At 66.0% G+C, this 19,892-nt stretch carries 15 protein-coding genes and 1 pseudogene; 10 read left to right on the top strand and 6 right to left on the bottom strand.

Annotated features, from left to right (window positions below; translation table 11 throughout):
* The first annotated feature begins 58 nt into the window (after positions 1–58).
* Positions 59–1,333 carry a diguanylate cyclase gene (locus tag D573_RS0103290; RefSeq protein WP_018937704.1) on the top strand — a complete coding sequence of 425 codons (1,275 nt, stop codon included), beginning with the start codon at positions 59–61 and terminating at the stop codon, positions 1,331–1,333.
* Positions 1,334–1,442: 109 nt separating this feature from the next.
* Here the strand turns inward: D573_RS0103290 and D573_RS0103285 are convergent, their stop codons facing one another.
* Positions 1,443–2,204 carry a class I SAM-dependent methyltransferase gene (locus D573_RS0103285; protein ID WP_018176861.1) on the bottom strand — a complete coding sequence of 254 codons (762 nt, stop codon included), beginning with the start codon at positions 2,202–2,204 and terminating at the stop codon, positions 1,443–1,445.
* A gap of 183 nt (positions 2,205–2,387) precedes the next feature.
* Between D573_RS0103285 and D573_RS0103280 the strand changes: the two genes are divergently transcribed.
* The 5 genes from D573_RS0103280 to D573_RS0103260 all read left to right on the top strand — a co-directional run bounded on the left by D573_RS0103280 (position 2,388) and on the right by D573_RS0103260 (position 8,343).
* Entirely contained in the window at positions 2,388–3,731 is a 1,344-nt protein-coding gene (locus tag D573_RS0103280) for a phosphomannomutase/phosphoglucomutase (RefSeq protein ID WP_018937703.1), read from the top strand.
* 5 nt (positions 3,732–3,736) lie between these two features.
* Positions 3,737–5,167, top strand: a complete 1,431-nt coding sequence (locus D573_RS0103275; protein WP_018937702.1) for a mannose-1-phosphate guanylyltransferase/mannose-6-phosphate isomerase — start codon at positions 3,737–3,739, stop codon at positions 5,165–5,167.
* Between the two features lie 86 nt (positions 5,168–5,253).
* On the top strand, positions 5,254–6,339 hold the full coding sequence (gene gmd, locus D573_RS0103270; protein ID WP_018145793.1) for a GDP-mannose 4,6-dehydratase: 1,086 nt from the start codon (positions 5,254–5,256) through the stop codon (positions 6,337–6,339).
* A complete protein-coding gene (locus D573_RS0103265) occupies positions 6,332–7,297 on the top strand; it encodes a GDP-L-fucose synthase (RefSeq protein ID WP_018937701.1) in 966 nt (321 codons plus the stop codon). Before gmd ends, D573_RS0103265 begins: the two co-directional genes overlap by 8 nt.
* The gene (locus D573_RS0103260) at positions 7,294–8,343 is read left to right on the top strand and encodes a glycosyltransferase family 10 domain-containing protein (protein WP_018937700.1); all 1,050 of its coding nucleotides are present in this window, start codon (positions 7,294–7,296) and stop codon (positions 8,341–8,343) included. Before D573_RS0103265 ends, D573_RS0103260 begins: the two co-directional genes overlap by 4 nt.
* A gap of 17 nt (positions 8,344–8,360) precedes the next feature.
* Here D573_RS0103260 and D573_RS0103255 read toward each other — a convergent pair whose 3' ends face one another.
* Positions 8,361–11,519 (bottom strand): error-prone DNA polymerase, encoded by a 3,159-nt coding sequence (locus D573_RS0103255; protein ID WP_018937699.1) that lies wholly within the window; start codon positions 11,517–11,519, stop codon positions 8,361–8,363.
* Positions 11,520–11,701: 182 nt separating this feature from the next.
* On the opposite strand from D573_RS0103255, the gene D573_RS0103250 reads away from it, so the two are divergent.
* Positions 11,702–12,970: a phosphatidylserine/phosphatidylglycerophosphate/cardiolipin synthase family protein gene (locus D573_RS0103250; RefSeq protein WP_018937698.1), complete on the top strand. Its 1,269-nt coding sequence runs from the start codon at positions 11,702–11,704 to the stop codon at positions 12,968–12,970.
* A 33-nt stretch (positions 12,971–13,003) separates the two neighbouring features.
* Positions 13,004–13,549, top strand: coding sequence for a cyclin-dependent kinase inhibitor 3 family protein (locus tag D573_RS0103245; protein WP_018937697.1), 546 nt, complete (start codon positions 13,004–13,006; stop codon positions 13,547–13,549).
* Between the two features lie 15 nt (positions 13,550–13,564).
* On the opposite strand, the gene D573_RS0103240 is transcribed toward D573_RS0103245, so the two are convergent.
* Genes D573_RS0103240 through D573_RS0103230 form a run of 3 tightly spaced genes read right to left on the bottom strand, consistent with a single transcriptional unit; the run spans position 13,565 to position 16,557 of the window.
* Positions 13,565–14,821, bottom strand: coding sequence for an FAD-binding domain-containing protein (locus D573_RS0103240; protein ID WP_018937696.1), 1,257 nt, complete (start codon positions 14,819–14,821; stop codon positions 13,565–13,567).
* A complete protein-coding gene (locus D573_RS0103235; protein WP_026287904.1) occupies positions 14,818–15,777 on the bottom strand; it encodes an NAD(P)/FAD-dependent oxidoreductase in 960 nt (319 codons plus the stop codon). Before D573_RS0103235 ends, D573_RS0103240 begins: the two co-directional genes overlap by 4 nt.
* Before the next feature lie 6 nt (positions 15,778–15,783).
* Complete coding sequence (locus tag D573_RS0103230; RefSeq protein ID WP_018937694.1) at positions 15,784–16,557, bottom strand: SDR family NAD(P)-dependent oxidoreductase; 774 nt, start codon at positions 16,555–16,557, stop codon at positions 15,784–15,786.
* A gap of 210 nt (positions 16,558–16,767) precedes the next feature.
* Here D573_RS0103230 and D573_RS14935 point away from each other — a divergent pair.
* Together D573_RS14935 and D573_RS0103210 are read left to right on the top strand one after the other, a co-directional pair.
* A pseudogene (locus D573_RS14935) lies at positions 16,768–18,300 on the top strand (FAD-binding domain-containing protein).
* 141 nt (positions 18,301–18,441) lie between these two features.
* The gene (locus D573_RS0103210; protein ID WP_018937690.1) at positions 18,442–19,110 is read left to right on the top strand and encodes a bifunctional 2-polyprenyl-6-hydroxyphenol methylase/3-demethylubiquinol 3-O-methyltransferase UbiG; all 669 of its coding nucleotides are present in this window, start codon (positions 18,442–18,444) and stop codon (positions 19,108–19,110) included.
* Here D573_RS0103210 and ubiG read toward each other — a convergent pair.
* Positions 19,057–19,815, bottom strand: coding sequence for a bifunctional 2-polyprenyl-6-hydroxyphenol methylase/3-demethylubiquinol 3-O-methyltransferase UbiG (gene ubiG, locus D573_RS0103205; RefSeq protein WP_038039605.1), 759 nt, complete (start codon positions 19,813–19,815; stop codon positions 19,057–19,059). The genes D573_RS0103210 and ubiG overlap by 54 nt on opposite strands.
* Positions 19,816–19,892 lie beyond the last annotated feature (77 nt).

Here is a 19,892-nt window from a genome sequence, read left to right as displayed (position 1 = left end):
TTCAGTGACCTCGCGCATGACCCCGTGTCGTGCGTTCATTTTTTGCAGAAGGCCCGATATGGCGTCCGTTTCGATCATCGAGGGGTTCGAGAAACTCCGACTGCTGGATGCCGCTATCGAGCAATCGTACAACTCAGTGGTCATTACCGACGCCGATCTGGACGGCGGTCCGCGGATCGTTTACGTCAATGCCGGTTTCGAGCGCATGACCGGGTATTCGCGGGAGGAAGCCCTGGGGAAAACCCCGCGTATCCTTCAGGGCCCGGCAACCTCGCGCGCCGTTCTGGACAGGTTGCGCGGGGCCCTCGTCAGTGGCGAGTATTTCGAGGGTGAAACGGTCAACTACCGCAAGGATGGCTCCCCGTACGAGGTTCGCTGGCACATCTCGCCCGTATATGCCAGCGATAACGACCGTGACATCACCCACTTCGTCTCGGTACAAAAGGACATTACCGAGGAGCGGCGGCGGGATGACGAGCTGCGGCTATTGTCGACCGCGCTTGAGGTGTCGGTGGACCCCGTGCTGATCACCGACCCGGACGGCACGATCACCTATGTGAACGCGGCCTTCGAGGAGCAGACCGGATACAGCCGGAATGAAGCGGTAGGCAAGAATCCGCGGTTCCTTCAGTCCGGTCAGCAGGAGGCCGGGTTCTATCGCGAAATGTGGGAAACACTTGGGCGCGGCGAAGCCTTTCGTGGCGAGTTCGTGAACCGCCGCCGCGATGGCACTCTGATGAACATGGAGCAGAGCATCAGTCCGGTGACCGATGCCCATGGCCGGGTGACGCACTACGTGTCGATCAGCAAAGATGTGACCGATCGAGTACGCATGGAGGACGAGATCCGGCGACTGGCGCATACCGACTGGCTGACGGGGCTGGCCAACCGCCTGAGCCTGGGCAACACGCTGGAGGCGGAGATGGAGCGCAGCCGCCGCTACGGACGGCCCCTTTCCCTGATCATGTTCGATATCGACCATTTCAAAGACTTCAACGACGACTACGGCCACGAGACCGGAGATGACGTCCTCAAGCGGCTGGCCGATACGGTTCAGGGCGCGTTGCGCGAGGCGGATGCCCTGGGGCGCTGGGGCGGGGAGGAGTTCATGGTCGTCGTTCCGGAGACCCCTGGGGCGGGCGCCGAGGCCATGGCCGAAAAGCTGCGCAAGGCCGTGGCGGTCATGGAAACGGCGTGCCCGGTGTCGGTTACGGCCAGTTTCGGGGTGACCGAGATGCGCCAGGGCGATACCCCCAAGACCTTCGCCCGCCGCGTGGACGAGGCGATGTATCAGGCCAAGGAGGCGGGGCGCAACCGCGTCGTCTTGCTCTAAGGCCGTGGTTCCGGTAGTGCGGCGGCGGCCCCAACGAAAACGGGCCGACCCCAAAAGGGCCGGCCCGTCCTGTCGGGGATGCCATGCCCCGAGATTGGCAGCGTCCGGACTACGCGCGGCGGCGCAGCACCCAGATCTCCAGCAGGGCCCAGTCTTCGCCCGGATAGTTCTCCTGCTCCAGCGGCGACAGGCGGCGATGGCGGCTGGCGGTGCTACCGACGAATTCCAGGTGTTCCAGCAGCAGGCGCTTGGTCGCGTCGGCCTTTTCCAGGGCGAAGGGGTTCAGGAAGTTGACCAGCATGTAGCCCTCGCGCGGGGTCTCGGCGAAGGAGCGGATCAGCTTCTCGATTGCCGGCGGGTCCAGATAGACCAGCGATGCGGTGGAGATCACGATGTCCGCGTCGGCCATCGATTTTTCGATCGCGGCCTGGGTCTCCGGTGCGGGCTGGTTCAGGTCGGCCTCGAAGGTTTCGTCGAACAGCCCGGCGCTCTTGCCATAGGCCAGCGCGTTGCCCGAGATATCGATGCCGGTGGTCTTCATCGGCAGGCGGCGCGGGGCGGCGACGGTCTTGCAGGCCTGCTCGTCGGCCCAGTTGGCGCGGATCGCCTCGACATCCATATTGTGGATGGCGGCCATGGTGGTGTTGCCAAAACAGCAGCACAGATCTACGTAGTTCAGGGTCTTGCCGGTGGCGGCCTGCTGCTCGGCCCAGGGAAGGATCAGCCGGTCGAAGGTTTGCCGGTTGAAGTCGTCGGAGATGTAGTCGAGCGCGTCGATGATGCGCTCCTTGAACGGCACCGGGGTCTCGGCGACGTAGATATCGTCGAAATGCTGTTTCTTCTCCTCGGTCTTCACTTGCGGCTCACTCATCGGCTTTTCCTCGTTGTATAAACCCACCATGCTCGGGGGTATGCGTGTAGAGCGTCAAGTAACGGCACTCACGCCAGTGATGCTGGCATGGCCTCGCGGAGCCCTTTGGCTATGTATCATGAAGGTGTACGCAGCGGATTTCCGTCCGGTGCGGGAATCGAATGATGCCGGTAAGGGGCGTGCATGAAGATCGACTGTTTCAAGGCCTACGACATACGTGGCCGGGTGCCGGACCAGCTCAATCCGGAGGTGGTGCGAGCGATCGGGCGCGCCTTTGCCGAGGAGATCCGGCCGGGACGGACGGTCGTCGGGCACGACATCCGCCTTTCGAGCCCGGAACTGGCGCGGGCGCTCACCGAAGGACTTACGGCGGGCGGGAGTGACGTTGCCGATATCGGCATGTGTGGCACCGAAGAGGTGTATTTCGCCACCGCCCACTACGGGGCCGGTGGCGGGATCATGGTGACGGCCAGCCACAATCCGCTGGACTACAACGGTCTGAAGCTCGTGCGCAGCGACGCGCGCCCGATCAGCGGGGATTCCGGGCTGCAGGCGATTCGCGCTCGCGCCGAGCGTGGTGACTTCCGGCCCATGCCCCACGGGCAGGTCCGGCACCTGGATCATCGGGCGGACTACATCTCCCGGTTGCTGGCTTCGGTCGACCGCGAAACCTTGCCGAAACTCAAGGTGGTCGTGAACCCCGGCAACGGGGGGGCGGGGCCGGTGCTGGAGGCCCTGGAGCCGCATCTCCCGTTCGAGCTGATCCGCGTCAACTTCGAACCGGATGGGCGTTTCCCCAATGGCATTCCCAATCCATTGCTGCCGGAAAACCGCGCGGCCACCGCGGAGGCGGTGCGCAAGCACGGCGCCGATCTGGGCGTGGCCTGGGACGGCGACTTTGATCGCTGCTTCCTGTTCGACGCCCAAGGCAACTTCATCGAGGGGTATTACATCGTGGGCCTGCTGGCCGAGGCATGCCTGGAGGGGCACGCCGGGGAGTGCATCGTCCATGATCCGCGCCTGACCTGGAACACCATTGAGATGGTGTGTGCCGCGGGGGGCGAACCCATCCAGTCCAAGACCGGACACGCCTTCATGAAGGAGCGGCTGCGCCACGAGGATGGAATCTACGGGGGCGAGATGAGTGCTCACCACTACTTCCGGGACTTCTACTACTGCGATACCGGGATGTTGCCCTGGTTGCGGGTGGCCGAGCTCATGGGCCGACGCGGCCAGGCATTGGGCGAGATGGTGGCCGAGCGCATGGCGCGCTTCCCCTGCAGCGGCGAGCTGAATTTCGAGGTCGAGGACGCCGCCGCCGCCACCGATCGGGTGATGCAGGCCTACGCGTCGGAAGCCGTGGGGCTGGATCATACGGACGGCGTCAGCCTGGAATTCGCGGACTGGCGCTTCAACCTGCGCAGTTCCAATACCGAGCCGCTGTTGCGGTTGAATGTGGAGACCCGCGCCGATCCGGCCCTGCTGGAACGCCGCGTGGACGAGATTTCACGCCTGATACGGGGGTAAGGCCGATGGAACATACGCAAAGCCGGACGGAACTGCAGCCGGTGATCCTGGCCGGCGGATCGGGGACTCGGCTGTGGCCGGTATCGCGCAGTCACTACCCCAAGCAGTTCCTGCCCCTGACCGGGGAGCAGACGTTGCTGCAGCAGACGGCCGAGCGGCTCGACGGTCTGGGCGCGTCGGCGCCCCTGGTGCTGGCCAACGTCGAGCATCGCTTCCTGGCGGCCGAGCAGTTGCGGGCGGCAGGTGTGGAGCATGCCCGTATCGTGCTGGAGCCGGAGGGGCGCAATACCGCCCCGGCGATCGCCCTGGCGGCATTGCAGGCGCAGGCGGAAGGGCGCGACCCGTTGTTGCTGATCTTGGCGGCGGACCACCACATTGGTGATCCCGAGGCCTTCCAGGCCGCCGTGGCGCGAGCCATGACGCTGGCGGAGGCGGGCCACCTGGTGACCTTCGGGATCGTGCCTACCGCTGCGGAGACCGGTTATGGCTACATCCAGCAGGGTGAGTCCCTGGGGGAGGCGGGGGCGCGAGTGGCGCGTTTCGTCGAGAAGCCGGATGCCGCCACCGCGCGCGAGTACGTCGACAGTGGCGATTACCTCTGGAACAGCGGCATGTTCGTGTTCCGCGCCTCGCTGTACATGCAGGAGTTGCAGCGTTTCGAACCGGGCATCGTCGAGGCTTGTCGCGCCGCGCTGGAGGGCGCCCGCGAGGACCTCGACTTCCTGCGGGTGGACCCGGAGGCCTTCGCCGCGGCCCCGAACATCTCGGTGGACTACGCCGTGATGGAGCGCACCGAGCACGCCGCCGTCACACCGCTGGCCGCCGGTTGGAGCGACATCGGCTCGTGGTCCGCTCTGGCGGGCGTGCGTGGCATGGATGAGCAGGGCAACACCCTGCGCGGGGACTGCCTGCTGGAAGATAGCGAGGGCTGCGTGGTGGATGCCGACGGCCTGCTGGTCGCCGGCATTGGCCTGCGCAACCTGGCCGTGGTCGCCACCCGTGACGCCGTACTGGTTGCCGACCGCGACCGCGTCCAGGACGTCAAACTCATCGTGGAGCGCCTGAAAGCCGACAACCGCAGCGAGCACGTCAATCACACAGCGGTTTATCGTCCCTGGGGGTGCTACGAATCCATCGATACCGGGGCGCGCTATCAGGTCAAGCGCATCACCGTGAACCCCGGTGCGCGTCTTTCCCTGCAGATGCATCATCATCGGGCCGAACATTGGGTAGTAGTCAGCGGCACCGCGCGGGTGACCAATGGCGAGCAGAACTACCTGGTCACCGAGAACGAATCGACCTTCATCCCGATTGGCCAGGTTCACTGCCTGGAGAACCCCGGCGCGCTCCCGCTGGAACTGATCGAGGTGCAATCCGGCAGCTACCTCGGCGAGGATGACATTGTCCGTCTGGAGGACGTGTACGGCCGCGCGTGACCGGGCATCGGGTGGTTCCGGGAATGCTATGATCCGCCCTTTTGGGTGGCGCGCGGACGGGGCGTGGCCTGCGAGCAGGAGTTGGCATGGCCAAAGTGGCATTGATCACCGGGATTACCGGGCAGGACGGGGCCTACCTGGCCGAGTTTTTGCTGGACAAGGGCTACGAGGTGCACGGCATCAAGCGCCGCTCCTCTCTGTTTAATACCGATCGTATCGACCACCTGTATCAGGATCCGCACGAGAGTGATCGCCGGTTCATCCTGCATCACGGGGATCTGACCGATTCGACCTGCCTGATCCGCATCATTCAGCAGGTGCAGCCGGACGAGATCTACAATCTCGCCGCGCAGTCGCATGTCGCGGTCTCGTTTGAGGAGCCGGAGTACACCGCCAACTCCGATGCCCTGGGCACGCTCCGCGTGCTGGAGGCGATCCGCATCCTCGGTATGGAGCAGACCACGCGCTTCTATCAAGCCAGCACCTCGGAGCTCTACGGGAAGGTTCAGGCCACCCCGCAGGACGAGACCACCCCGTTCTATCCGCGCAGCCCGTATGCGGTGGCCAAGCTGTATGCCTACTGGATCGTGGTGAATTACCGCGAGGCCTACGGGATGTATGCCTGCAACGGCATCCTGTTCAACCACGAATCGCCGGTGCGCGGCGAAACCTTCGTCACCCGCAAGATTACGCGCGCCCTGGCCCGCATCAAGCTGGGGCTGCAGGAACGGCTCTATCTGGGCAACCTGGATGCCAAACGGGACTGGGGGCATGCCCGTGACTACGTCGAGATGCAGTGGCTGATGCTGCAGCAGGAAACCCCGGACGACTACGTGATCGCCACCGGCGAACAGCACAGCGTGCGCGACTTCGTGGATGCCGCGGCGCGCGAGCTGGGCATGCGTATCGAATGGCGCGGCGAGGGCGTGGACGAACAGGGATTCGACGAAAAGGGCCGCTGCATCGTGTCGGTGGACCCGCGCTATTTTCGTCCCACCGAGGTCGAGACCCTGTTGGGGGATGCCAGCAAGGCCAAGCGCGAGCTGGGCTGGGAACCGCGCATTCGCTTTGACGAACTGGTGGCCGAGATGGTGCGCGAGGACCTCAGGAGCGCCGAGCGGGACGAGCTGGTGCGCGACCACGGCTACCGGACCCTGAGCCGCCATGAGTAAATCGCAACGCGTCTTCGTCGCCGGACACCGCGGGATGGTGGGCAGCGCGATCTGTCGCCAGCTAGAGGACTGGCCGGGGGTGGAACTGCTGACCCGCAGCCATGCGGAGCTGGACCTGACCGATCAGGCGGCGGTCGAGGCCTTCATGCGCGTGGAGCGTCCAGATCGGGTCTACCTCGCGGCGGCGAAGGTCGGGGGCATCCATGCCAACAACACCTATCCGGCCGAGTTCATCCGCGACAACCTCGCGATCCAGACGAACGTGATCCATGGCGCGCACATCGCGGGCGTGCGGCGGCTGCTCTTTCTCGGGTCCAGCTGCATCTATCCGCGCGAGGCGCCGCAGCCGATCCCCGAGGAGGCCCTGCTGACCGGGCCGCTGGAGCCGACCAACGAGCCCTACGCGATTGCCAAGATCGCCGGCATCAAGCTGTGCGAGAGCTACAACCGGCAGTACGGAACGGATTACCGCTCGGTGATGCCGACCAACCTCTACGGCCCGGGTGACAACTATCACCCGGAGAACAGCCACGTGATTCCCGGGCTGATTCGGCGCTTTCACGAGGCGAAGCGGGCCGGAGCCGGGCATGTGACCGTTTGGGGGAGTGGCACCCCGCGCCGGGAGTTCCTCCACGTGGATGACATGGCGGCGGCCTGTGTACACGTGATGAACCTCGATCACGTGACCTACGCAGAACACACGCAACCGATGTTGAGCCATATCAACGTCGGCACCGGCGAGGATCTTGCGATCGCCGACCTGGCGCGGCTGGTGGCGCGGGTGGTCGGCTTTGCCGGCGAACTGCGTTTTGACACCTCGCGCCCGGACGGGACGCCGCGCAAGCTGCTGGATGTCTCGCGACTCGCGGCGCTGGGATGGAAGGCCCGAATCGAACTTGAAGAGGGGCTCTCCGGGGCCTATGCCGAGTTCCTGGAACGCGGCGGAGATCGGCCGTGACCGAGCCCACCTCGCGTCCGATTCGGGTCAAGTTTCTCTCGACCATGCGCGAGGGTATCTGGCGCCACCAGTTGCCGGACGGCGAGGCGCGCTGGGGGCGCTGCGAGTTCGTTTTCGACCCCGCGGTAACGGACTACGACTGGCTGGTGGTTTACGACGAATTTCCTTCCAACACCGGGCGCAACCGGCACTACAGCGAACAGCTGACCTGTGGGGCCGAGCGCACGCTCCTGGTAACCATGGAGCCGCCGTCCATCAAGTCCTACGGCCGGCGTTTTACCCGGCAGTTCGGGCGCGTGCTGACCTCGCACCCGGAATGGGCCCTCAAGCACCGGCGGCGCATCCATTCCCAGCAGGGGATGCTCTGGTACTACGGTTTCGGCAGTCAGGGCGAGCGGGCGTACAACGATATGCACGCGAAGCCGCCGCTGGAGAAGACCCGCGAGATCGCCACCATGTGTTCGGCGAAACGCCAGCGCCACACCTTGCACCGGCGGCGCTATGACTTCACTTGGGCGCTGAAGTCCGAGTTGCCGGAACTGGAGATCTTTGGCAAGGGGGTGCAGCCGCTGGATGACAAGGCCGAGTGCCTGGACGCGTACCGGTACCATCTGGCGGTGGAGAATTACGTGGGTGCGCACCACTGGACCGAGAAGCTGGCGGACGCCTTTCTCGGCGCGACGCTCCCGTTTTACTACGGTGCGCCCAATGCGACGGACTATTTTCCGCCGGAGAGCTTCATCGCGATTGATATCGAAGACGTGGAGGGGACGGCGGAACGCATTCGCCGCGCCATCCGCGACAACGAATACGAACAACGCCTGCCACACATCCTCGAGGCCCGGCGCCGGGTGCTGGAGGAGTACAACCAGTTTGCCGTGGTCTCGCGGATTATCGAGTCTGCACACGACGCCGAGCCGGCTGGTCCCACGGGGCAGTGGATCCATTCTCGTCGCGCCCTGCGGCGCCGCGATCCGCTGGCCGCTCTGGAAGGAGCCTGGGAGAAGGTCAGCCAGCGCATCGGCCACCTCGCCGGACGTACCTGAACTGGCCGCTTTGCGGTTCAGCCGAAGTCGCGGGAGTGGGTGGCGAGTTCGCCGAGCCAGGTGCTGCGATCGATCAGGCGCTGCACGATCAGGTGGCCGACGCCCTCGCTGTACTGCCACTCGCCGTGGGCCTCCAGCAGGCGGCCGTGCAGGACCTCGGCGCGAAAGCGCTCCACCCGATCCGGCCAGACGATCAGGTTGAGCGTACCGGTCTCGTCCTCCAGGGTCAGGAATACCGTACCGTTGGCCGAGCCGGGGCGCTGGCGGGTGATCACGAGGCCGGCGTAGCGGGCGCCACTGTGGCCGGGCTGTTCAAGTAGCCGGGCGGCGGTGGCCAGGCGGTGCTGTTCCAGGGACGGGCGCATCAGCGCCAGCGGGTGCGGGCCCAGGCTCAGGCCCTGGGTGGCGTAGTCCTGCACCAGGTCGTCCACGGCATCCGGGCGGGGTAATAACGGGGTCACGTCGGCCTCGCGCACGGTCTCGCCCGGCCCCTCGGCGAACAGCGGCAGGGGCTCCTCCACCGCCTCGGTCGCCCAGCGCGCCTGGTGGCGGTTGCCGGCCAGGCCCTTGAGCGCGTCGGCGCGGGCCAGGCGATTGGCCTGGGCGCGGGTGAGCCTGGCGCGGGCCACCAGATCCGGCACGTCCGCGAAGGCCCGCTCAACGCGGGCGGTGACCACGCGCTCGGCGACGTCGCGCGCCAGCCCGCCGACGCGGTTCAGGCCCAGGCGCAGGGCCAGCGCGTCGCCCCCGGCCAGCGGTTCCACCGTGCACTCCCAGTCGCTGTGGCGCACGTCCACCGGGCGGACTTCCACGCCGTGGCGGCGGGCGTCGGCGACGATCTGCGCCGGGGCGTAGAAGCCCATCGGCTGACTGTTCAGCAGGGCGCAGGCGAAGATCGCCGGTTCGTGGCACTTGAGCCAGGACGAGACATAGGTGATCAGCGCAAAGCTCGCCGAGTGCGACTCGGGGAAGCCGTATTCGCCAAAACCGAGGATCTGCTTGTACAGCTGCTCGGCGAATCTCTCCGGATAGCCGCGTTCGCGCATGCCGTCCATCAGGCGCTCGCGGTAGCGCGCGAGCTGGCCGGTGCGGCGCCAGGCGCCGATCGCGCGGCGCAGCCCGTCCGCCTCGCCGGCGGAGAAACCGGCCGCGACCATCGCCAGCTCGATCACCTGCTCCTGGAAGATCGGCACGCCCAGCGTGCGTCCGAGCACGCGCCTGACCTCTTCGTTCGGATAGCGCACCCGCTCCGGGTGGGCGCGGCGCTTGAGATAGGGGTGCACCATTTCGCCCTGGATCGGGCCGGGCCGCACGATGGCGATCTCGATCACCAGGTCGTAGAAGTTCGTGGGCTTCAGGCGCGGCAGCATGCTCATCTGCGCGCGCGACTCGATCTGGAATACGCCCAGGGTGTCGGCCTTCTGCAGCATGCGGTAGACCGCCGGATCCTCGGCGGGGATGTCGGCCAGGCCCCAGTTGCGGCCGCGGTGACGCGCCATCAGTTCCAGCGCGCGGCGCACGCAGGAGAGCATCCCCAGCGCCAGCACGTCGATCTTCAGCAGGCCCACCGCGTCGAGGTCGTCCTTGTCCCACTGGATTACCGAGCGCTCCGGCATCGCCGCGTTCTCGATGGGGACCAGCTCGTCCAGCCGGCCCTCGGCGATCACGAAGCCGCCGGTGTGCTGCGACAGGTGGCGCGGGAAGCCGAGCAGCTCGGCGGTCAGGGTCTGCCACTGGCGGGCCAGGGCGCCGTCCGGGTCCAGCCCGACCTCGCGCAGGCGCTCGGCGGGGATGCCGTCGTCCCACCAGGCGAGGTTGGCGGTCAGCGCATCCAGCCGTGCACGCGAGATGCCCAGCGCCCGGCCGACGTCGCGCAGGGCGCTGCGGCGGCGGTAGCGGATCACCGTGCAGGCCAGCGCGGCGCGCTCGCGGCCGTAGCGCCGGTAGATGTACTGGATCACCTCCTCGCGGCGTTCGTGCTCGAAGTCGACGTCGATGTCCGGCGGCTCGCCGCGCTCGGCGGAGATGAAGCGCTCGAACAGCATGCTGGAGCGCGAGGGATCGACCGCGGTGATGCCGAGTGCGTAACAAACCGCCGAGTTGGCGGCCGAGCCGCGCCCCTGGCACAGGATCCCGCGGCTGCGGGCAAAGCGCACGATGTCGTAGACGGTCAGGAAGTACGGCTCGTAGCCCAGCTCGCGGATGATGCCCAGTTCGCGTTCGATCTGTTCCTGCACGTTCGGCGGGATGCCGTCGGGCCAGCGTTTGAGCGCGCCCTTGAGGGTCTCCTCGCGCAGGTAGGCGGACGGGGTCAAGGTCGTCGGCAACGGGTCGGTGGGGTAGCGGTAGGTGACCGCGTCCAGCGAGAAGTCGCAGTCCCGCGCGATGGCTACACTGGCCTCAAGCCAGGCGGTGGGATACAGCGCGGCCAGCTCGGCCCGTGGGCGCAGGCAGCGTTCCCCATTGGGGAAGCGTTCATGCGCCACCTCCGCGACCGTCGAACGCAGGCGCAGGGCAGTAAGCACGTCCTGCAGGGCGCGCCGGCCGCGCCGGTGCATGTGCACGTCGCCGCAGGCGACGAGCGGGAGTCCAGTGGCGGTTCCCAGCGCCCGGGCGCGGGCCGTCAGGGTGGCATCTTCGGGGGTACGCAACTGGCTCACGGCCAGGTGGCCCTGACCTGGGGCGGCCCATCCGGACAGCCAGTGGGCCGCTTCGGCGAGCGATGCCCCTGGGCTGTCGGCCTCGACCCGCAGCAGGCTGTGCCAGCCGGTGCGGCTCTCGGCGGGCAGGGTATCCAGGTCGGCGCGCGTCAGGTGGTAGTGTCCCTTGTCCGCCGCGCCGCGGGCCCGAGTGATCAATCGACACAGGGCGGAATACCCCGTGGGATTGCGCACCAGAAGCGTCAGGGTGGGGCCATCGGCCAGCCGGAAGGTCGCCCCCAGGATCAGGTGTAACCCACATTCCTTTGCTGCCGAGTGTGCTCGTACTACACCCGCCAGCGAGGCGATATCGGTCAGCGCCAGCGCGCGATAGCCCAGTGCCTGCGCCTGCTCGACCAGTTCCTCCGGGTGCGAAGCCCCGCGCAGGAACGAGAAGTTGCTGAGCGTCGTCAGTTCGGCATAGGCCGGGGGGGCGCCGGCATGCTTGCGGGTGGGGGGATGGGCTGCGGATTCCATATACTGTCGATATATACAGTATATGGAATCCGTCCCACAATGACCGGGGGGATCGCCAACCCATTACGCTTCAACGCGGTGCCGGGATAACAGGCCACCTGACGAACCTTCGCCGGTTTTTGTAACCGGCTGTGTACACTGAGCCAAAATCCTCATGTATTCGCTGCGTGCCTGGAGACCCCATGCGCTACGTCCTGCTCCCGGTGGTGCTGATTGCCCTGATCTTTGCGCTGGGGAATGTGGTGCTGTTCAATGCGTTGCCGAAACCGGACCGGCTGAAAGAGCCGCTGGCGCTGGAGTACGGGACTTCGTCGGAGCAGTTCCGGCGGGACATGGGCCTGCTCCTGCAGCAGCCGATCATGAGCGGCAACCGCATTGACCTGTTACAGGACGGCGAGGCCATCTACGCGGCCAAGATCGAGGCGATCGAAAACGCCGAGCATTCGGTCACCTTCGGGGTGTACGAGTACTGGGGCGAGCAGGCGGCGATCTTCTCCGAGGCCCTGGCGCGTGCGGCGGAACGCGGGGTTCGGGTGCATGCCATGCTGGATTTCCTTGGTTCGCGCGATGCTGACCCGGAGATGTTCGAGCGCATGGAAGAGGCCGGGGTGGAGCTGGTGCGCTGGCGCGAGCCGTCCTGGTACCAGTTGTCGCGCTTCAATCACCGCACGCACCGCAAGCTATTGGTGGTGGACGGTCATACCGGCTTCATCGGGGGAGCCAATGTGGCCGATCCCTGGGTTGACGGTGACGACCGCGATGGCTATCGCGACAATCACTTCCGCATCCAGGGCCCGGTGGTCGGCAATCTGCAGGCGGTGTTCCTGGAGACCTGGCTGGACGCCACGGGGCGGATGCCCACCGGCGAGGCGTATTTCCCCGAGCTGTCCGAAATGGGGGATCGCGACGCCCAGATGGTTAACAGTGCCCCGCGCGAGGGGCGTCACCGGGTGCGCCTGATGTTTCTGCATGCCATCGCCGCGGCGGAAGAGCACATCACGATCGGTACGGCCTATTTCTATCCCGATCCGCGGTTCCTGGAGGTACTGGAGGAGGCGGCCGACCGGGGCGTCCGTATTCGCGTGCTGGTCCCGGGCGACAGCATGAACTTCGGTTTCTTCCGTCATGCATCGGTTAATCGCTGGCGGCCGATGCTCGAATCCGGGGTGGAACTGTACGAGTATCATCCACGCATGTACCACTCCAAGCTGATGGCGATCGACGACCGCTGGGCCAGTATCGGCTCCGCGAATCTGCACAACCGGTCGTTTCGGCTGAACGACGAGGCCAACCTGAACATCTGGGACGAAGGCTTCGCCCGCGAGATCCGCGAACTGATCGAGGTGGACAAGGCCGATGCGGAGCGCCTGACCATCGAGGACTGGGAGAACCGGCCGCTGCGGCGCCGCCTGGCGGGGTGGATCACGCACCTGATTGGTCCCTACCTTTGATTCATTACCACCATATTTCTGCAGGAAAGCACCGTGACACTGACGACCACCCATTCGGCAGACACGCTTGAAATCGGCACGATCCACCTGCTGGAGGGTGGCGCGATCGGTATGACCCGTTGCCCTGGCAAGCGTCGGGATCGCGAGGTCTGTGAGGCGCGGGATGTACAGGCGGATCTGGTGGCCCTGTCTGGCTGGGGCGCAACTGCGGTCGTGACCCTGAACCAGGAGGGTGAGCTGGAAAGCCTTGGCGTACGCGATCTGGGGAAGGCCGTGCAGGCTGCGGGCATGCGCTGGCTGCATTTGCCGATCGGTGACATGGCGGCCCCCGACCGACCCTGGGAAGAGGGCTGGAAGGACATCGGACCACGGGTCCACCAGTGGTTACAGGCCGGGGAGCGCGTGGTTTTCCACTGCGGAGGGGGGCAGGGCCGAGCCGGGACCATTGCCGCCCTGACCCTCATCGAACGCGGATTGGCGTCGGAAGACGCCATTCGAGAGGTGCGATTGGCCCGCCCCGGCGCGATCGAAAGCATCGATCAAGAGCGCTACCTGCTGAATCATCCGCGCCCGACCTGATCGGACTGCCTGGCGCTACAAGCCGTTGCGGGCGAGCAGTGCGGGGATCTTGCGCTTGAAGCGGAAGAACCCGTGGGTTGCATGGGGCCAAGCGAGATCGTCCCACGTCCGGCGCAGGGGGATGATCTCGATTCCGTCTTCCGCCAACTTGTGCGCAAGAGTATCGAGGGCGTTGGCCAAGGGCCCGACGGGCGCCTCGGGTGTGGCAATGGTGGTCACGCTGGCGGCGACGCACTGCACGCGGAGGGCATCAGCGTGTAGCCGCGGGAGCACGGATGCGGGCTTTTGCAGGGCCTCGCCCGCGTGCTGCACCGCGTCCTTGGCCAGTGCGTCGACCCAGGTGGCGGCCTTGGGACCAAACGGCCAGGGCATGTCGGGGTGACCACGCGGAGTGACGGCGACCGCGGCCACGTTGGTTCCTTTCGGCAGCAATTCATGGCCATTGAAGTCGTCTCCGTGAAGCAGGAGCAGCACGCGCCGGTCCCGCGGTAGAGTTCGCGGTGCGGGCAGCGCTCCGGGCGGAGGTGGGGCCTCGTCGCGGATCGCGGGTGCCTGGGGCGCCAGGCCGGTGGGGCGGAATCGGTTATCGGTAAAGCGCGCGATGTTGTCGGCACTGGCCTGGTAGGTCTTGCCCGGCGTTTGGATGCCGGCGATCCAACGCCAGCCTAGGGTGTTCGAGGCTGGGTCGGCATCAAGCAGGTGACGCATGAAGAAGTCCGCCCCAAGGGTCCATGGAAGCCTCAACGTGAAAATCCAGATGGAGGCGAACCACATGCGGGCGTGATTGTGCAGATAGCCGGTTTCGACCAGTTCGCGGGCCCAGTGATCGAACCCCTCCAGCCCGCTGCGTCCAGCCTCGGCGGCAGCGACCGCCTCGCGCAACCCGTTGTCCCTGGCGAGGCGCGCCTGTTCGATGTCGCGCTCGTCTAGGAATGACCGCCAGACCTGGGGGCGCATCTGCAGCCACCCCTTCCAGTAGGTGCGCCAGAAGACCTCCTGGACAAATTTCTCGGCCGCCTTGGGTGAATGGTGGGCGAGCACCTTTGCGATCACCTCGTGTTCGGTAATGGCCCGATGGCGGATGTAGGGCGAGAGCAGGGATACGTTGTCGCGTTCACCTGGACCGGGGTCGCGGTTTCGCTGAGCCGCGTAGTGACGACTCGCGAGGGGGCCGAAGTCCGAGAGCCGTTCCAGGGCGGCTGCCCGCGTCGTGGGGAAGAAGGCGGTGTGACCATCCGGCGCCTGGCCGGTGGACTTGAAGGGGCTGGTCACTGGGCGTGCCGGTCCGGCGCCGGAAGGGCTTGAAGGACCGTGTCGGCCAGTGCTTCGCCGCTGTCGAATGCAGCTTCTACCCGCGGCCCCAGGGCCCAGTCGCCGCAGGCGCCGAGCCGTTGCTCCGCGTCCCAGAGACAGGACTGGTCGGCGGCCTGTTCGACCCGTGCGTATAGCCATCTATGGACCTGATGCTGGAGGAGGCGGGCTGAGCCGAGCAGGGGCCGGAGGGCCGTCAGCAGCGGTTGCGCTAGCTGATCGGGGTCTTTCTGGATGTGCTCACGGGACCAGTCTGGGCCTGCGTGGGCCACGAGCGTCTCCGGTTTTGCGTTGCGGCCGGGTTTGGTGTTGTTGCGGGCTACCCAGGCGAGCGGTTGCCCGGAGAGTTCCTGCGATGGTCGGTCCATTGTGATCTGGCCTTCGAAAGCTGCCAACAGCGCAATGCAGGGTGCGTAGCGAACCCCGTCGAGCTCCGGAAAGCCCATTCCGGCGGTAACCGCCAGTTCGGCGGCCTGGGGTGCTGGAAGCGCAAGCAATACTGCGTCGAATGGTCCGTCCAAGTCGGCGTTCTCCGACGGCCTCTCAACTCGTAGATGCCAGCCATCGACTGACCGTAGAAGCGTCTCGACGCGGGAATTGAGCCGCACGTTTAGAGGGGTGGCCAGGGCGTCGGCCGGGGCTGTCATGCCAGGGCAGCCCACCAGCCGGCCGTCTCCCCAGGTCGCTACGACACCTTGCTGCTGCCAAGCCTGGACCTGTCGCGCAAAGCGTGCGCCGCGGGCCGTGAAAAACTGGGCACCGTGATCGAAAGTCAGGTGATTAGCGCGCCGGGTCGCCATGCGCCCGCCAAGGCCCCGGCTCTTCTCCAGCACAAGGCAGTCATGTCCGGCATCATGCAGGCGCCGGGCGGCAGTGAGCCCGGAGATACCGGCGCCAATGATCGCTATGCGTGCCAAACCCCGTTAGCCGCCCGTTTGCACCAGAGGTCGCACACGGGAGAAACCGCCATCCACTGACAGGATCTGTCCGGTTACCCATTCGGCTTCGTCGGACAAGAGCCATGCGGCGGCCCGTGCGAGATCCTCCGCCTGCCCGTAGCGTTGCAGCGGATACTGCGCCGTGATCTGTTGCTCGGCACGCGGTGACGCAAACAGGCGTTCGGTAGCTCCCGTCCGGGTCAGACCCGGGGCGATGCCGTTGATGCGGATGCCGTGACCGGCGTAGGTCGCGGCAGCGGCGGGGACCAGGCTGGCGATGGCGCCTTTGGCCATGGCGATTGCCTCGTGATTGGAGACCCCGATCTGAGCGACGACGGAGCTGAACAGGACGGCACTGCCGGAGGGTTCGTTGGCTTGTAGCCGGGCCTTCACCCAGGCTCGAAGGGTGTAGAAGGCGCTGTCCTGGTTGGCGGCAATGCAGGCGCGGTACTGCGCCTCCGTCGTGCGGTGCAAGGGCGCCAGAAGCGCGCTGCCCGCGCAGTGGGCGAGTTGCGTGGGGGACTCTCCGAGATGTTCGGAGGCCTGGGCCATAGCCCGATCCGCGCCTTCCGCGGTGCTGACATCCGCGACGATTGTGTATGCCTGGAGGCTCTCTGGCAGGTGGGCACACAGGGTTTCCAGTCCGTCGGCGTCTCGCGAGATCAGGGCGATCCGGTCCCATACGGGATCGAGTGCCTGCAACAGCGCTCCCGCCACGCCGCCGGTGGCGCCGGTCACCAGTAACGAACGTCCGCTCATCGGGCGTGGCTCCTGTCGGATGGTTCCTCGGGGCAAGACAAAGCGTTCGTCCTGTGTCGGACGAGCAAGTTCAATGTCGGGTTTCGTGCAGCCATTGGGCTGGGGCTCGAGCGAACCTGGCGGCATGCTGGGGAGTCTGCACTGGGAAAGATTGGGCCGGCGCCTTCGATGCAGGCCGGTTCAGGCCCCATGTTCCGGAGTCCGTACCGAATACCCGAGCCCGTCCACCTCGTATGGTTCAAGCGCGATCTGCGCGTCGATGATCACGCCCCGCTCCAGCACGCCGCACAAGCGGGGCCGATACTGCCGCTGTACATCGTGGAACCGGGTTACTGGGAGCTCTCGGACACCAGCCGGCGTCACTGGGATTTCGTCCGCGCAAGCCTACTGGAACTGGACCAGGCCGTGTCCGAACGGGGTCGACCTCTCGTCGTGCGCGAGGGCGATGCGGTGGATGTGCTCGAACAACTGCGCGAAGAGATCCCTGTGGTCTCGGTGTACAGCCACCAGGAAACCGGAAATCGCTGGACCGATGACCGTGATGGCGCGGTCGCGCACCTGCTTCGCTATCGCGGCATCCCATGGCGGGAGTATCGCCAGCATGGGCTAGTCCGAGGTCTGCGTAACCGCGATGGCTGGGTGTCCCAGTGGGAGGAATTGATGCGCGAGTCCGCGTTTGTGCCGCCCGGGGCCCTGGCCGCCGGACCCGCCGTGGCGGGTGGCGTGGAGCGCCTGCCGCGCTGCCCGAAGGGTGTGGTGGCAGATGCCGTGATCGAACTGCAGGAACCGGGCTCGGAGGCAGGACGCGGGGTTATGCGCGATTTGCTGCCGGAACGCGGGCAGCGTTAGGCCGGCGGTATCAGCAGCCCCGGCCGTGCCTGGACGGCAAGTTCCCGCCTGAGTCCGCATCTGGCCTATGGCACGGTTTCGTTACGCCGCGTGCTGCAGGCCTTGCGTGACCGCCAGATTCAGTTACGGGCACCAAGCGGCCAGGATCGCCGGCAGGCCGCGTGGTAAAAGTCGCTGTGCCAGTTCGAAGAACGGCTGCACTGGCACTGCCACTTCCTGCAGAAGCTGGAAGATGCCCCGGACATCGAATTCCACAACCTGCACCGTGCGTGTGATGGCCTGCGCGAAGACGCCTTTGACGAGCACCGAATTTGTCCCTGGAAGGATGGCCTCACAGGATACTCGCTGGTCGATGCGTGCATGCGCGCGATGGTCGTCGCGTTCGCCTCGTATCGCCTCTGGCTCCACTGGCGGCGACCGGCGCTGCATCTGGCTCGCATGTTCACGGACTACGAGCCGGGCATCCACTACAGCCAGATGCAGATGCAGTCAGGCACGACAGGCATCAACGCCCTGCGAATCTACAACCCCGTGAAGCAGTCACTGGAGCAGGAGCCGGAAGGCCAATTTATTCGTCAGTGGGTGCCTGAACTGGCAAGGGTGCCGGGCGACTGGATTCATCAGCCATGGAAGATGCCGGAAAGCCTGCAGCGCCAATCCAGTTGCAGCATCGGACACGATTATCCGGCGCCCTTGGTGGATCATAAAGAGGCTGCGAGGAGGGCACGTGAACGCTTCAAGGCGGTGCGGGGAAACGGTGCTTTCCGCCAGCAGAATGCTGGCATCCATCGGCGTCATGGCAGCCGGCGTCGACTCTCGGCGCGTATCCAGGGCCGGGCGGGGCAGGGGCGTGCGCGGGATCAACTGGATCTCTTTCCGGACCCGGATCCATGAGTGGCTTCCGGACCTGTCGATTTGGCGCTTCCGGGTGGTCCGATCATCGTGCCCCGTCATGCGGTAGGGTGGCGCATCGCGGTCGGCGCGCTTGCACGGCCCCGCCGCGACAACCCTCCCCTGTACCTGGCGAAACGTTCCATGCGAAGCGCAATCTATGATTTTCTGATTCTCCGGCTGACGGCGCGCTGGTACGCAGCCGCACTGGATCGGATGCCCGAGGGGGCCCGGGTGCTGGACGTTGGCATCGGCACGGGCGGGGCGTTGCTGGCGAATGCTGGGGACGTGAGGCGTAAGCGGTTGCGCCTGACCGGGATCGATATCGATGGCGACTATGTCCGGCGGGCTCGGCGGCGTCTGGCGGGATCGCCGCTTTTGGACAGCGTCGAGGTGTGGAAGGAATCCGTGTATGACCACGTGGCTGGGCCCTACGACGTGGTGTATTTCTCTGCGAGCTTCATGCTGCTGCCCGATCCGGAGCGGGCCCTGCGCCACTGCAAGGGTCTGCTGGCAACCGATGGCCGGTTCGTGTTCACGCAGACGATTCAACGGCGCACTGTGCGCTGGATGGAGACGCTGAAGCCCTTGCTACGGCGGATCACGACCATCGATTTTGGGCATGTGACCTACGAGGCCGATCTCCGCGCGCAGCTCGCCGCCGCGGATCTGGTGGTGGAGGAATGGAGCGTGCTGGCCACCCATGGGTCGCGCGCTTCCTGCCTCGTGGTGGCGTGTCCGGCGAGCGAAGACGCCGGATTAGGCAGGGGGCTTGCGCGCCAGGATCATGTAGTTAACGCTCATGGATCGTGACAACCACATCCGGCGGTTGAGCGGATTTACCTTGACCCCTGTCTGCGCCGCGGGTTCCAGGCCGTCCCGGGCGAGCAGCTCCCGTGTTTCCCGCGGCGTCACAAAGCGCTTCCATTGATGGGTGCCCCGGGGCAGGATGCGGAACAGGTACTCGGCGCCGACAATCGCCACCACGAATGAGACCGGACTCCGGTTGATGGTGGCCACAAAGGTGTGGCCGCCGGGGCGGAGCATGCGGTTGACGCTCCCCATGAACGCGGGCAGGTCCGCGACGTGTTCGACCACCTCCATGTTGAGGATCACGTCGAAGGTTTCCCCGCGTGCGGCGAGGGCCTCGGCGGTGTTGACCTCGTAGCGGACATCCAGGCCTTGTTCTTCGGCGTGATGCCGCGCCGCGGCGATGTTGCGGTCGACGACATCCACCCCGAGCACGTCCGCGCCCAGGCGGGCCATCGCCTCGCTCAACAGGCCGCCGCCGCAGCCGATGTCCAGCATGCGCAGGCCGGCCAGGGGGTGGTCGGCTTCCGGGTCCCGTCCGAGCGAGTGGCAGAGCTGATCCCGGATGTAGTCGGTGCGCAGGCGATTCAGCACGTGCAGGGGCCAGAGTCTGCCATCCGGTTGCCACCACATCTCGGCCAGGGCGCGGTAGCGCTCCACCTCGTTCGGATCGACGGTTCGGTCGCGTTCCACATCCGGAGAATTCATTGGCTGCGCGGCTCACCATGTATGTGAAGGTTACTTTCGGACCACGCGATCCCGTTTTTGATCGCACCCGGCCAGGA

The organism is Thioalkalivibrio sp. AKL9 (assembly GCF_000377825.1).
In the GTDB taxonomy this organism is placed as follows: Bacteria; Pseudomonadota; Gammaproteobacteria; order Ectothiorhodospirales; family Ectothiorhodospiraceae; genus Thioalkalivibrio; species Thioalkalivibrio versutus.
Note: the sequence above shows the minus strand (reverse complement) of the source record. Positions and strands in the feature narration are given on the sequence as shown.

Excerpts from the sequence above, each read along its gene's own strand:
- gmd (WP_018145793.1), top strand. The coding sequence starts at position 5,254 with ATGGCCAAAGTGGCATTGATCACCGGGATTACCGGGCAGGACGGGGCC.
- D573_RS0103230 (WP_018937694.1), bottom strand. The coding sequence starts at position 16,557 with ATGAGCGGACGTTCGTTACTGGTGACCGGCGCCACCGGCGGCGTGGCG.
- D573_RS0103210 (WP_018937690.1), top strand. The coding sequence starts at position 18,442 with ATGCGAAGCGCAATCTATGATTTTCTGATTCTCCGGCTGACGGCGCGC.
- ubiG (WP_038039605.1), bottom strand. The coding sequence starts at position 19,815 with ATGAATTCTCCGGATGTGGAACGCGACCGAACCGTCGATCCGAACGAG.
- D573_RS0103250 (WP_018937698.1), top strand. The coding sequence starts at position 11,702 with ATGCGCTACGTCCTGCTCCCGGTGGTGCTGATTGCCCTGATCTTTGCG.
- D573_RS0103265 (WP_018937701.1), top strand. The coding sequence starts at position 6,332 with ATGAGTAAATCGCAACGCGTCTTCGTCGCCGGACACCGCGGGATGGTG.
- D573_RS0103275 (WP_018937702.1), top strand. The coding sequence starts at position 3,737 with ATGGAACATACGCAAAGCCGGACGGAACTGCAGCCGGTGATCCTGGCC.
- D573_RS0103290 (WP_018937704.1), top strand. The coding sequence starts at position 59 with ATGGCGTCCGTTTCGATCATCGAGGGGTTCGAGAAACTCCGACTGCTG.
- D573_RS0103280 (WP_018937703.1), top strand. The coding sequence starts at position 2,388 with ATGAAGATCGACTGTTTCAAGGCCTACGACATACGTGGCCGGGTGCCG.
- D573_RS0103285 (WP_018176861.1), bottom strand. The coding sequence starts at position 2,204 with ATGAGTGAGCCGCAAGTGAAGACCGAGGAGAAGAAACAGCATTTCGAC.
- D573_RS0103255 (WP_018937699.1), bottom strand. The coding sequence starts at position 11,519 with ATGGAATCCGCAGCCCATCCCCCCACCCGCAAGCATGCCGGCGCCCCC.